Origin of the sequence: Streptomyces sp. MspMP-M5 (assembly GCF_000373585.1) — a bacterium.
GTDB lineage: Bacteria > Actinomycetota > Actinomycetes > Streptomycetales > Streptomycetaceae > Streptomyces.
On the sequence record NZ_KB891910.1, the window covers coordinates 32,514 to 45,246 of the forward strand.

Annotated in this window: 14 protein-coding genes; 6 read left to right on the forward strand and 8 right to left on the reverse strand. The window is 75.4% G+C overall.

Translation table 11 applies throughout. The features are described 5' to 3' along the window. The first annotated feature begins 48 nt into the window (after nt 1-48). A complete protein-coding gene (locus B073_RS0127100) occupies nt 49-1,539 on the forward strand; it encodes a S8 family serine peptidase (RefSeq protein ID WP_018541228.1) in 1,491 nt (496 codons plus the stop codon). A 44-nt stretch (nt 1,540-1,583) separates the two neighbouring features. Here B073_RS0127100 and B073_RS48845 read toward each other — a convergent pair whose 3' ends face one another. Genes B073_RS48845 through B073_RS0127115 form a run of 3 tightly spaced genes read right to left on the reverse strand, consistent with a single transcriptional unit; the run spans nt 1,584 to nt 4,921 of the window. After that, complete coding sequence (locus B073_RS48845) at nt 1,584-3,167, reverse strand: TIGR03086 family metal-binding protein (RefSeq protein ID WP_018541229.1); 1,584 nt, start codon at nt 3,165-3,167, stop codon at nt 1,584-1,586. A gap of 33 nt (nt 3,168-3,200) precedes the next feature. Continuing rightward, complete coding sequence (locus tag B073_RS0127110) at nt 3,201-3,947, reverse strand: lysoplasmalogenase (protein WP_018541230.1); 747 nt, start codon at nt 3,945-3,947, stop codon at nt 3,201-3,203. After that, a complete protein-coding gene (locus B073_RS0127115; protein ID WP_018541231.1) occupies nt 3,944-4,921 on the reverse strand; it encodes a sterol desaturase family protein in 978 nt (325 codons plus the stop codon). The genes B073_RS0127110 and B073_RS0127115 overlap by 4 nt, the downstream gene beginning before the upstream one ends. Nucleotides 4,922-5,199: 278 nt before the next feature. Here B073_RS0127115 and B073_RS0127120 point away from each other — a divergent pair, with 278 nt between their 5' ends. From B073_RS0127120 to B073_RS0127140, 5 genes are all read left to right on the forward strand, one after another. Beyond that, nucleotides 5,200-6,231: a DEDDh family exonuclease gene (locus B073_RS0127120; protein ID WP_037812888.1), complete on the forward strand. Its 1,032-nt coding sequence runs from the start codon at nt 5,200-5,202 to the stop codon at nt 6,229-6,231. Between the two features lie 63 nt (nt 6,232-6,294). Beyond that, nucleotides 6,295-6,528 carry a hypothetical protein gene (locus B073_RS0127125; protein WP_026247770.1) on the forward strand — a complete coding sequence of 78 codons (234 nt, stop codon included), beginning with the start codon at nt 6,295-6,297 and terminating at the stop codon, nt 6,526-6,528. A 111-nt stretch (nt 6,529-6,639) separates the two neighbouring features. Continuing rightward, entirely contained in the window at nt 6,640-7,524 is an 885-nt protein-coding gene (locus B073_RS0127130) for an SURF1 family protein (RefSeq protein WP_018541234.1), read from the forward strand. Between the two features lie 29 nt (nt 7,525-7,553). Continuing rightward, the gene (locus B073_RS0127135) at nt 7,554-9,338 is read left to right on the forward strand and encodes a glycoside hydrolase family 15 protein (RefSeq protein WP_018541235.1); all 1,785 of its coding nucleotides are present in this window, start codon (nt 7,554-7,556) and stop codon (nt 9,336-9,338) included. A gap of 4 nt (nt 9,339-9,342) precedes the next feature. Then, nucleotides 9,343-10,098, forward strand: coding sequence for an SDR family oxidoreductase (locus B073_RS0127140; protein WP_018541236.1), 756 nt, complete (start codon nt 9,343-9,345; stop codon nt 10,096-10,098). A gap of 114 nt (nt 10,099-10,212) precedes the next feature. Here B073_RS0127140 and amaP read toward each other — a convergent pair whose 3' ends face one another. Genes amaP through B073_RS0127165 form a run of 5 tightly spaced genes read right to left on the reverse strand, consistent with a single transcriptional unit; the run spans nt 10,213 to nt 12,624 of the window. After that, on the reverse strand, nt 10,213-10,818 hold the full coding sequence (gene amaP, locus B073_RS0127145) for an alkaline shock response membrane anchor protein AmaP (protein WP_018541237.1): 606 nt from the start codon (nt 10,816-10,818) through the stop codon (nt 10,213-10,215). A 7-nt stretch (nt 10,819-10,825) separates the two neighbouring features. Next, nucleotides 10,826-11,509 carry a DUF6286 domain-containing protein gene (locus B073_RS0127150; RefSeq protein WP_018541238.1) on the reverse strand — a complete coding sequence of 228 codons (684 nt, stop codon included), beginning with the start codon at nt 11,507-11,509 and terminating at the stop codon, nt 10,826-10,828. Continuing rightward, entirely contained in the window at nt 11,506-11,907 is a 402-nt protein-coding gene (locus B073_RS0127155) for a hypothetical protein (protein WP_018541239.1), read from the reverse strand. The genes B073_RS0127150 and B073_RS0127155 overlap by 4 nt, the downstream gene beginning before the upstream one ends. A gap of 6 nt (nt 11,908-11,913) precedes the next feature. Next, entirely contained in the window at nt 11,914-12,111 is a 198-nt protein-coding gene (locus B073_RS0127160; RefSeq protein WP_018541240.1) for a hypothetical protein, read from the reverse strand. Between the two features lie 36 nt (nt 12,112-12,147). Then, nucleotides 12,148-12,624, reverse strand: coding sequence for an Asp23/Gls24 family envelope stress response protein (locus tag B073_RS0127165; protein WP_018541241.1), 477 nt, complete (start codon nt 12,622-12,624; stop codon nt 12,148-12,150). Between the last annotated feature and the right edge of the window lie 109 nt (nt 12,625-12,733).

A 12,733-nucleotide genomic window follows, 5' to 3' on the forward strand; every position in this document is an offset into this window, starting at 1 on the left:
GGTGCGCGCCCCGCGCCCCGGCGGTCCGACGGATGAGGTGGAGTACCCATGGCACGTCCCCTTGCACATCCCCGCCGCAGACGCCTGCGGGCCCTGGCCGTACCGCTCGGGCTGGCACTGACCGCGTCGCTCGGCTTCCTCCCGGACGCGGCCGGCGCCGCGCCGCCGGCCGACGGCCCGCTGCTGTCGTACGTCGTGAACACCACCCCCGGCCACGCCGCGGTCGGCAAGGTCGAGCAGGCGATAGGCCGGGCCGGCGGCAAGGTGGTCACCGCCCACGAGCGGATAGGCGTGATCGTCGTCCACTCGGCCAACCCGAAGTTCGCCGCCACCATCCGGACGGTGGCGGGCGTGCAGTCGGCGGGCGCGACCCGCACCGCGCCCCTCAAGCAGACCGGCACCACCGACTACGGCAAACCACAGCGGCTGACCAGGGCCCAGCTCGTGGCGGCGGAGCGGACCGCGAAGGCGAAGGGCGAGGAGCCGCTGGAGCCGCTCCAGTGGGACATCCCCGCCATCAAGGCCGACCGGGCGGCCAAGGTGAACCCCGGCAGCCGCAAGGTGACCGTCGCGGTCATCGACACCGGCGTGGACGACACCCACCCGGACCTGAAACCGAACTTCTCCGCCCGGCAGTCCGCCAGCTGCGTGGGCGGGGTGCCCGACACCTCCCCCGGGGCCTGGCGGCCCTCCGACCCGGTGAGCGACGCGCACGGCACGCATGTGGCGGGCACCATCGCGGCGGCCCGCAACGGCATCGGGGTGACCGGCGTCGCGCCGGGCGTGAAGGTCTCCGCCATCAAGGTCAGCGAGCCGAAGACCAGCTTCTTCTACGCCGAGAGCGTGGTCTGCGCCTTCGTCTTCGCCGCCGATCACGGCGTCCAGGTCACCAACAACAGCTATTTCGTGGACCCGTGGATGTTCAACTGCAAGGACGACGCCGACCAGGCGGCCATCGTCGACGCGGTCGGCCGGGCGGCGAAGTACGCCCAGGACAAGGGCGTGGTGAACGTCGCCGCCGCGGGCAACGCCGACGCCGACCTCGCCGCCGACAAGCTCACCGACACCGGCAGCCCCAACGACTCCACCCCCGTCACCCGCACCGTCAGCCCCAGGACCTGCTGGGACGTGCCGACCCAGCTGCCGGGGACGGTGACCGTCGCGGCGACCGGATCGCACGGCCTGAAGTCCGGCTACTCCAACTACGGCCTGGGGCAGATCGACGTCGCGGCACCGGGCGGCGACGCCAAGCAGGTGCCCGAACTGCCCGCCAAGAACGGCAACATCCTCTCCACGATCCCCGGCGGCGACTGGGCGTTCTACGCCGGGACGTCCATGGCCTCCCCGCATGTCGCGGGCGTGGCGGCGCTCCTGAAGAGCGCCCACCCGAAGGCGAGCCCGCAGGAGATCCAGTGGCTGCTCAAGGAGCAGGCGGACAATCCCGGATGCCCGGCGGGCGACGCCACCTGCACCGGCACCCGGAGCGTCAACAGCCACTTCGGCTACGGCATCGTCGACGCGTTGAAGGCCGTGGAATAGCGACCGCCCGGTGAGGCGACCGGCGGCCCGGTGCCGCCGGTCCGTCACACCTCGCGGCCCAGGTAGGCGGCGAGCCGGTCCGCGGCGGTGGCGCCGGGCGGGGCGGGGCGCTCCGGGGCGAACGAGCCGCCCGCGGTGCGCGGCGCGGCCCCGTACAGGCGCCGCGCCGCCGCCAGGGTCTCCTCGGCGACCTCCGGCGCCAGCCCGGTCGGGGCGTCGAGCGCCCGTGCCAAGTCCCAGCCGTGCGCGAGGAGTTCGATCACGACCTGCTGGACGAGCAGCGCGCCGGGCGCCTCGTGGGGGCCGAAGGTGCGGGCCGTCATCCCGCTGCTCCGGAAGACCGCGAGCGCGGCGCGGGCGGACTCCTCGAAGGCGGCGCGGGGGTCGTCGCCAAGGTGGTCGGCCAAGTGGTCGGTACGCGGTGTCCCCTCGGCGATCGAGGCGACCATCAGGCTCTCCCACACGATGTGGCCGAGCAGTTCCCGGACGGTCCATCCGGCGCAGGGGGTGGGCCGCGCCAGGTCCGCCGGCCGCAGACCGGCGACGAGCGCGCCGACCGCGCCGGCGACCCGCTCGTACGCGTACAGCACCCGCTCCGGGTCGGTGCCGGCGAAGGTGCCGCGGTCCACCTCGACGGGGGTGAGGTGGGCGCGCAGGGCGGCGGCGGTCCAGGCACCGGCGGTTTCCCAACGGGGCGGCGCGGGGCGGCCGGTGACGGTGCACAGCAGCCGCCAGTAGCGCTCGACGAGGGGTTCGGCGGCGGTCTCCAGCTGTTCCAGCAGCCGGGTCCGGGCGGCCGGGCCGTCCTCGGTGGGCGAGTCGGGCAGGGCCTTCTGGGTGGGGAGCCAGGCGGCCACCAGTTCGGCGACGACCGGTGCGGCGGCGGGTGAGTCCGGGGCGATGCCGTCGGCGACGGCGGCCTCGGCGCGGGTGTGCATCAGGGCGGCGACGCGCCGGGCGGCGGCCTCGGCCGCGGCGGCGGCCTCGGGTTCGCCGCCGGTGGCCGCGCCGGTCCCGGGGGCCGTCCGGGCGCTGTAGGCGGCCAGGCGGCGCCAGGCGGCGCGGAGTTCCGGGTCGCGGACCAGGGCGGCCAGTTCGATCCAGGCGGCGAGCTGCTCGGGGGTGGGGTCGTCGGGCAGGTCGGGGGTGGCGGCCAGCAGGCCGCCGCGGTAGGCGGGGGCGGGTACGCCGGCCAGGGCGTCGCCGACGGCGTCGGCGACGATCCGGCGGCGTTCCCCCGCGGTCAGGCGGGCGAGTCGGGTCATCTGCGGCAGTTCCTCTGCGGTGCTGCCCCGCGCGGCCACCGCCCGCAGGACGGCGCGTTGTGCGCGCAGCGCGGAGATCTGCGCGTCCAGTGCGTCGGCCGACCGTGCCGCGGTGTCGGCGAGGGACTGCCGGCGGCGCAGGACGGCGCGGATCGCCGCCGTGCCGACGCCCAGGTCGCGCAGGCTGCGCACGATCTCCAGGCGGGCGGGGGCGTCCGGTCCGTAGAGGCGGTAGCCCGCGGGGGTGCGGGCGGCGGGCGGCAGCAGGTCCTGGTCCGACCAGTTCCGTATCGTTTTGACCGGGATGCCGGTCAGGCGTGACAGTGCGCCGATCGGGAGCAGTTCCGTGCCGTCCTCGTACATGCCCCCACCTTCGGGTCTCCCACGGGGGGAGACTCAAGCGGCACCGTACGCCACCGGCGGGCGCGGCGCCGGGGGCACCGGCTCGTCCGGTCCGGCCGCGGCCGCCAACACCCCGAGGGCGAGGGCGTATTGGGCCGCCGTGTAGGTGAGCATGATCCAGAACTGAGGGGCGGGCAGCTGCGGCCAGTGCGCGAGGCCGCCCGCGATCAGGGAGTCGGAGAGCAGGAAGAGCAGTCCGCCGGCGGCGGCGCGCGGGCCGGCGCGGAGCGCGCCGAACGCCGTCGCGGTGAGCAGCAGGCTGTATCCGGCGACGGGGATCCGCAGACCGGCGGGCAGGTCGGGCCACAGCAGCAGCACGGTGGCGACCAGCGCGGCCGCGTACAGCCCGGCGACCGCGGCGGTGCGCGTCGGCCGGGAGCCGATCGGGCCGCCGTGCCGGGCGAAGAGCAGCAGGTAGCAGAGGTGTCCGGCGGCGAACGACCCCATGCCGAGGCGGAACGCGGTCGCGCCGCCGATCTGGAGGAAGGTGTCGCCGCCGCAGCCGAACAGCAGCGCCCCGGCCAGCAGCGGCGGGCCGCCGCGGAGCAGGACGTGGGCGGCGAGCAGCGGCATCAGGGCCGGCTTGGTCAGGTGGACGGCGGTGCCGGCGAGGGACGCGGGGCCGCTGCCGGGCGCGGCGGCGACGTGCGCCAGGAGGGCGGCGAGGTGGCCGGCGGCCAGTACGGCGAAGACGACGAGCAGGGCCCGTGCGGCGCGCGGCCGGGGTGCGAGGGGTCTCACGCGGCGGGCTCCCCGACGGTGGGCTCGGCCGGCCCGGCGGCCGGGGCCCGGTCCGCGGCGGGGCGGCTGCCGGCCGGCGCACCGGCCTTCACGGACGTGGTGCCCGCGGCCCCCGTGGTGCCGCCCGGCGCCGCGTCCCGGAGCCGGGCCGGCTGCCAGCCGGGCCCGCGGAACACCCGGCCGGCGCGCTCGCCCCAGCTCTCGGCGGCCCGGACGTCGCGGGCGATGGCGGCGTACTCGTGGGTGGCGACCCGCAGCGGGTTGAAGGTCCTGATGTTCTTGGTGAGACCGAACACGGGCCGCTCGGTCTCGGGGACGAACGAGCCGAACATCCGGTCCCAGACGATCAGGATCCCGCCGAAGTTGCGGTCCAGATAGCCGCCTTGGGAGGCGTGGTGGACGCGGTGGTGGGAGGGGGTGTTGAAGACGAACTCGACGGGGCGGGGCAGGGTCCCGATCCGCTCGGTGTGGACCCAGAACTGGTAGACGAGGTTGGCGCCGGAGGTGAAGGCGATCACGGCCGGGTGCACGCCCAGCGCGACCATCGGCACGTAGAAGGGCCAGACCGTCCAGGTCGTCCAGGGCTGCCGCAGCGCGGTGGTGAGGTTGAACTTCTCGCTGGAGTGGTGGACCACGTGGCAGGCCCACAGCACACGGATCACGTGGTGGCCGCGGTGCGACCAGTAGTAGAAGAAGTCCTGGACGAGCAGCATCAGCGGCAGCGTCCACCACGTCACGGGGATGCGCAGCGGGGTCAGCTCGTACAGCGCGGCGTAGATCGCCACGATCGGTATCTTCCACAGCGCGTCGAAGACCAGGCTGCCGAGCCCCATGGTGACGCTGGTGGCCGCGTCCTTCGCCTCGTAGCCGGCGGCGTCGTCGTCGGGGTGCAGGCGGTAGCTCACCATCTCCACGACGGTGAGCAGGACGAAGGCGGGCACGGACCACAACACGACATCGGGCAGGTGCGGCATGCCCCGCACCATAAGTGCGCCGACGGGCGTACGGCTAGGGGTTGTTACTCAGAAGTATGTAAGACTCGGCGTCAGCTTCGGGGGCGGGCGTACCGGCGGTAGCCCCGGTGGACGTACCGGCGGTAGCCCCCCGGTGCGGAAGGCCCGTTCGCGACGGCCGGGCTGATGCGGTGTCGGCATCAGGACGGCGCCGGCCGGCCGCGGTGGTGCGGGTGTCCCGGCCGGATGTGCCCCGGCGGTTCGGTGGCTGTCGGTGGTGGCCCGTATCCTCAGTGACCATGCTCGAAGACCGCAGCGCAGCCGCCCCCTCGATCGCGCCGAAGATCGGCCGGCAGCCGGGCCCGCAGACGCCGCCGGCCGACTGGCCGGCCGGGTATCCCCAGGGATACGCGGTGGTCGACGTGGAGACCACCGGCCTGGCCCGCGACGACCGGATCATCTCCGCCGCCGTGTACCAACTCGACGCCCACGGCGAGTTCCAGGACTCCTGGTACACCCTCGTCAACCCGCAGCGCGATCCCGGCCCGGTCTGGATCCACGGTCTGACGAGCGAGGTGCTGGCCGACGCACCGCTCTTCCCCGAGATCGTGCCGGAGCTGTCCGACCGGCTGGCCGACCGGGTGCTGGTCGCGCACAACGCCATGTTCGACTGGTCGATGCTGGCCCGCGAGTACGCCCGCGCCTCCGCGGTCGCGCCGGTGCGCCAGCGGCTGTGCACCATCGCGCTCTCCAAGGAGCTGGGCCTGCCGCTGCCCAACCACAAGCTGGAGTCCCTCGCCGCGCACTTCGGCGTCGTCCAGGAGCGCGCGCACCACGCCCTGGACGACGCCCGGGTGCTGGCCGAGGCGTTCCGCCCCAGCCTGCGCCGAGCCGCGCAGAGCGACGTCCGGCTGCCACTGCTGACCTGCCAGCCGCTGACGGAGTGGTCCGACGCCCCCGCCCCCCGCCCGCGCGGCACCGGCTCCGCGTACCGCCCCGCGTCCTGGCGGCCGGCCCGCAAGCGCCCGGCCTGCCCGTACCCGAACCCGGGGCGCTACGAGCCCGGCGGCAGGCTGGTCCAGGGCATGCGGGTCGCGTTCTCGGGCGACACCTCCGTCGACCGCGAGCTGCTGGAGGACCGGGCGATCGAGGCCGGACTGCACGTGGCGACGAGCGTGTCCCGGCTGACGAGCCTGCTGGTGACCAACGACCCCGACGCCCGCACGTCCAAGACGGTCAAGGCCGCCTCGTTCGGCACCGCCGTCGTCGACGAGGCGGCGTTCATGCAGCTTCTCCAGGACGTCCGGCCGGCGGCACCGTCGTCCGGGTGAAGCGCGGCCAACACACCCGCTGGCACCTCGCCCGCCGACGGCCCCGCCCGCACGCTGTGGCGCATGGCACGTTGTGAGGTTTGCGGAAACGACTACGGCATGACGTTCGAAGTGCACGCGCAGGGCGCGGTGCACGTCTTCGACTGTTTCGCCTGTGCGATCCACCGCATGGCACCGATCTGCGAGCACTGCCGGGTGCAGATCATCGGGCAGGGCGTGGAGGCGGACGGGCAGTGGTACTGCGGTGCGCACTGCGCCCGCTCGGCGGGGCGGGTGGGCATCGTCGACCGGGTCTGACGGCGCCGACGGCCCCGGCGCGCCCCGCGGCCCCGGCGGGCCCGGCGCGCGCCGCCGCCGGGGGGGGACCCGCGGGCCGGGCGCCGAGGGCCGCGGGGTACCGTCGCTGCCGTGTACCGCTTCCTGTTGTCCCGGCAGTGGGTGATCCTCACCCTCGTGGGCCTCGTCCTGATCCCGGTCATGATCAAGCTGGGGTTCTGGCAGTTCCACCGCCATCAGCACAAGGTGGCGCAGAACGCGCAGATCGCGCACAACCTCGCCGCCACCCCGGTCCCGGTGACCGACCTGACCGCGGTCGGCCGGACCCTGCCGCACGGCGAGATGTGGCGCCGGGTCACCGCCACCGGAAGCTACGACACCGCGCACGAGGTCGTCGTCCGCCAGCGCACCGCCGCCGACGAGCAGAAGATCGGTTACTACGTGCTGACGCCGCTGGTGCTCGGCAACGGGCAGGCGGTGGTGGTCAACCGCGGCTGGATCCCGGCCGGCGACGACCTCACCAAGTTCCCGCACGTGCCGGCCGCCCCCAAGGGCACGGTCACGGTCACCGGCCGGATGATGGCCGACGAGACCACCGCGGCCAGCGGGATCAAGGACACCAAGGGCCTGCCGCCCCGCCAGGTCATGCTGATCAACAGTCGGCAGCAGGCGAAGCTCAGCGGCCGCCCGATGCTCGGCGGCTACATCGAGCAGACCGCGCCCAAGGCGGACACCCCCGAGCAGGTGCCCGAGCCGGACCACGACTCCATCGGGCCGCACATGGCGTACGCGGTGCAGTGGTGGCTGTTCGCGGCGGCGGTGCCGGTCGGCTGGGTCGTGCTGGTCCGCCGGGAGCGCCGCGACCGGCTGGCCGCCGCGGCCGAGGAGGCCGGGCAGGGCGAGCCGGCCGAGCCGGACAAGCGGGACGGGGGGTCCGAGGGCGACGAGGAGGACGCGGCGCCGGCGGAGAGCGGCGGCGCCGGGGCCGTAGCCCGGACGGCGGTCGCCCCCGAGTAACGCCCCCGCCGCGCGGGAAAGGCCGCGGAGTGCACCCACGCATCGAGGACTACGCACTCATCGGCGATCTCCAGACCGCCGCGCTCGTCGGCCGGGACGGCTCCATCGACTGGCTGTGCCTGCCCCGCTTCGACTCCCCCGCCTGCTTCGCCGCCCTCGTCGGCGGCAAGGACAACGGCCACTGGACGCTGGCACCGTGCGCCGCCGAGGCCCGCGCCGAACGCTCCTACCGCGGGGACTCGCTGATCCTCGACACCGTCTGGGAGACCCCCGGCGGCAGCGTCCGGGTCACCGACTTCATGCCGCAGCGCGACCGCATGCCCGACGTCGTCCGGGTCGTGGAAGGGCTGCGCGGCCGGGTCGAGATGCGCGGGGAGCTGCGGCTGCGGTTCGACTACGGGCGGGTGGTGCCGTGGGTGCGCGCCACCGAGGGCTGCCGGGTGGCGGTCGCCGGCCCGGACTCCGTCTGGCTGCGCACCCCGGCCCAGGGCACCACCTACGGCAAGGACTTCAGCACCCGCTCGGACTTCACCGTCGCCGCCGGCCAGCGCACCGCGTTCGTGCTGACCTGGCACCCCTCGCACGAGCCCCGTCCCGACCGGATCGACCCGTTCGAGGCGCTGGCGGAGACCACCGACGACTGGCACGCCTGGTCCGCGCGGTGCCGCTACGACGGCCCGTACCGCGCCGCGGTCATCCGCTCCCTGATCACCCTCAAGGCGCTCACCTACGCGCCCACCGGCGGGATCGTCGCGGCCCCCACCACCTCGCTGCCCGAGGAGCCGCACGGGGTCCGCAACTGGGACTACCGCTACTGCTGGCTGCGGGACGCCAGCCTGACCCTGAACTCCCTGATCTCCGCCGGGTATCTCGACGAGGCCGGCGCCTGGCGGGACTGGCTGCTGCGCGCGGTGGCCGGCGCCCCCGACGACCTGCAGATCATGTACGGGCTGGCCGGGGAGCGGCGACTGCCGGAGTTCGAGGTGCCCTGGCTGTCCGGGTACCAGGACTCGCTGCCGGTGCGGATCGGCAACGCCGCCGTGGCGCAGCGCCAACTCGACGTCTACGGCGAGGTGATCGACTCGTTCCATGTCGCGCGCACCGCGGGGCTGCCGGCCGAGCCGCACGCCTGGAACATCCAGCGGGCGCTGGTGGACTACCTGGAGTCCACCTGGCGCGACCCCGACGAGGGCATCTGGGAGATCCGCGGCCCGCGCCGGCACTTCGTGCACTCCAAGGTCATGGCCTGGGTCGCGGCCGACCGCGCGGTACGGGCGCTGGAGCAGCACCCCAGGCTCAGCGGGGATGTGGACCGCTGGCGGGCGATGCGCGACGAGGTGCACCGGGAGGTCTGCGCGCACGGCTACGACGCCGAGCGGGGCACCTTCACCCAGTCCTACGGCTCCGCGGAACTGGACGCCGCGACGCTGCTCATCCCGCGGGTCGGCTTCCTGCCGGGGGACGATCCGCGGGTGGTCTCCACCGTCGACACGGTGCGCCGCGAGCTGTCCCACGACGGTCTGGTCCGCCGCTACAGCACCGAGGGGCGGTCGGTGGACGGCCTGCCGGGCGGCGAGGGCACGTTCCTGGTCTGCTCGTTCTGGCTGGCGGACGCGCTGCTGCTGACCGGGCGCCGGGCGGCGGCCCGGAAGCTGTTCGAGCGGCTGCTGGCGCTGCGGAACGACGTGGGGCTGCTCTCGGAGGAGTACGACCCGGCCACCGGGCGGCAGTTGGGAAACTTCCCGCAGGCGTTCAGCCATGTCGGCCTGGTGGGGACCGCCTTCGCGTTGCGGGCCGGGGCGGGGGCAGACTAGGGCCATGGATCTTGGACTCACCGACCGGACGTATCTCGTCACCGGCGCCACCCGCGGGCTGGGCTTCGCCACCGCCCGCGAACTGGTCGCCGACGGCGCCAATGTGGTGCTCACCGGCCGCTCCGAGGAGGCCGCGGCCAAGGCGGCCGCCTCCCTGGGCGAGCGGGCCCTGGGCGTGGCCGCCGACAACTCCGACGCCGGGGCCCCGGCCCGCCTGGTGGCGGCCGCCCGGGAGCGCTTCGGCCGCTTCGACGGCCTCCTGATCAGCGTGGGCGGCCCGCCGCCCAGCGGGGCCGCCGACACCACCGACGACCAGTGGCGGACGGACTTCGAGACGATCTTCCTCGGTGCGGTGCGGTTCGCCCGCACGGCCGCCGCCGAGCTGGGCGAGGGCGGCGTCATCGGCTTCGTGCTCTCCGGCTCCGTCCACGAGCCGATCGCCGGGCTCACCGTCTCCAACGGCCTGCGCCCGGGCCTGGCCGGCTTCGCCAAGTCCCTGGCCGACGAGGTCGGGCCGCGCGGCATCCGCGTCGTCGGCGTGCTCCCCGGCCGGATCGCCACCGACCGGATGACCCAGCTCGACGAGCTCTCCGGCGACCCCGAGGGCTCCCGCGCCCGCAACTCCGCCACCATCCCGCTGCGCCGCTACGGCGACCCCGCGGAGTTCGGCCGCACCGCCGCCTTCCTCCTCTCCCCCGCCGCGTCCTATCTGACGGGCGTGATGGTCCCGGTGGACGGCGGGGCCCGGCGCGGCTTCTGAGGCCGGCGGGGCGGGCCGGGCCGCGGCGTCCGGTGGTCGGGGTGGCTCCCGGGCTGGCATCGGCCGGGGAGTTCCGTGCCAGGCGCGGCGTCCCCATGCCCCCTCGGCTCCGCGCTAGCTGACCCGTTCCGGCCGGTGGCGGACCGCCCGCAGGCGGACCTCGGTCGGCAGGCGGTCCAGGCCGGCCGAGCTGCGGGCGTCGGCCAGCGCCCGGTCGGAGAGCCGCAGCACCACGGTCCCGGGGTCGGCGTGCGGGGCGAGGACGAGCAGGGCGCGCACCTGCGGCGCGGTGCGGCGGCCGGTCAGCACGGCGGCCGCCCGGTCGACGCCGTCCACCGCCGCCGCCTCGGCCGCCAGGACGGTCTCCAGCGCCCGGCCCCGTACCGTCGCGCCCTCCCCGTCGCCGCTGTCGACCAGCACCATGCCGAGCCGACGCCGCCGGACCTGCGCCAGCAGCCACCACAGCAGCAACAGCACCAGGACGGCCAGCCCGGCGATGACCGCCGGCCACCACCAGCCGCGGTCCGTGAAGCGGGTGCGGTCCGCCGCCGGGAGCAGGACGTCGTCCGGGCGGGCCCAGGGCCAGCCGGACGGCAGGTCGAGGTGCAGGCGGGCGGGCAGGTCGAGGCCGCCCAGCAGGACCAGCCCGCCGGCGCCGAGCAGGAGCACGCCGACCAGCCCGAGCAGCACCCGGTTGACGCTCGCGCGGACGGTGCGCATCGCGCGCTCACCTCCTCTTCGGGCGCCGGACGTCGACGGTCAGCCGCAGCCGGCGGGTCAGGCCGAGTTGGCGCAGGCCGTCGCCGAGCACGGTGGTGAGGTCGCCGCGGACGGCCTCCAGCTCCCGGAAGTGCGCCAGGGCCCGGGCCCGCGCCCGGCGCCGGCCGACGGTCAGCCGTACGGCCTGCACGCCGGCGACCTCCATGGCCCGGTCGCGCAGCACCAGCGCGGCGGCCGACCGGTCGAGACCGGCGCGGACGCCGGGGGCGGTGCGCCGCATCGGCAGCACGGTCCGCAGCCCCGGGGTGGCGGCCAGGACGAGCAGCCAGATCCCGAGGGCCAGCGCGGCGGCCGCGGCGCCCAGCACCCAGGGGTCGTCGAGGTGCCGGACGGTCAGTTCGTGCGCCAGCCGCCGGCGCCAGGCCATCGCGGTGCGGCCGGCCCGTACGGCGGCCACGTCGTAGAGCAGCAGTCCGCCGGCGCCCAGCAGCACCAGGGCGACCAGCGCCGCGGGCACCCGGCGGGCCGACCAGAAGCGCCGGGCGGGCCCGCTGGCGACCGGGGCGGGCTCCGCCGCTCCCGGCGCCGCCAACTCGCCCGTGGTGCCGGGCGGTTCACCGGAGCGCCCGCCGGTCGCCGCACCGGTCCCGGCCTCCCCGGCGCTTCCCGGCCCCGGTGCCGGCCCGCTCACCGCACCCGCTCCCGGGCCCGGTCCGTCAGCAGCGGCGAGTTCAGCCGCTCCACCTGCACGGCCACCTCGGTGACCGTCGTCCCCGCCAATGCCCTTACCCGCTCGGTCACTTGACGGCGCACCAAGCGGCAGTGGGCGCCGATGGGGGCGGGGTAGGCGAGTTCCACGGCGATCCGCAGCCGGGCCTCGCCGAACGGCGGGCGGGTGTCCCGGCGGGTCACCGTCACCGTGGCATGGGCATCGGTGGGGGCGCCGGGGGCCGCCTCGCGCAGTGCCTCGCGGGCCGCCCGCGCGGCGATCCGGGCGACCACCCGGTCGGCGATCCTGGTGGCGCCGCGCTCACCGGCCGGTACGTCGCCGGCAGCGGCGGGCGGGGCCGCCCGGTAGACGGCTGCCATCCGCGCTCACCGCCGCCGGTCGTCGCGGTCGCCGGTGCGGGCGCGGAAGAACTCCCCGACCGCCAGGTCCCCGTCGAGGAACCTGCCGGCCATGAACCCGACGGCGCCCAGCGCCGCCACCAGGACGAACGCCCCGAACCCGCCGAAGTACCCGGCGAAGCCCAGCGCCATCCCGGCCACGAGACCGATCACGGTCATGCTCATCGTGCGCTCCTTCGCTACGGCTCCGTCCGGGCCCGGTCACTGGAGCCGCGGTTCCGCCGCCTCGGCCGCGTGGGGCCCGTAGTCGCCGTCCGCCTCGTCCGGCAGCTTCACATCGCTCACCGCGATGTTGACCTCGACGACCTCCAGACCGGTCATCCGCTCCACGGCGGCGATCACGTCCTCCCGGACGGCCCGGGCCACCTCCGCGATGGCGACCCCGTAATCGACCACGATCTCCAGGTCCAGCGCGGTCTGCACCTCGCCGACCTCGGCCTTGACCCCGCGCGTGGGAGCGGCCGACCGCCCGCCGCCGGGCACCCGGTCGCGCACCGCGCCGAGCGTGCGGGCGAATCCGCTGCCCATCGCGTGGACGCCCACCACATCGCGGGCGGCGAGTCCGGCGATCTTCTCCACGACGCCGTCGGCGATGGTGGTCCGACCGCGGGTGCCGGGGTCGCCGCCGCCCCGTTTCACCGGCCTCGCCGCGTCCGCGCCCAGCTGGCTCTCGGTCATCGCCGCGCGTCCCTTCTGGGTTATGCACCTTTCACACCATTCATCCCACTCCCCACAGTAGGGGCGGACGGCGGGGTGCGCTCCGGGGATGCGGCAGCGGAGTGCCGCA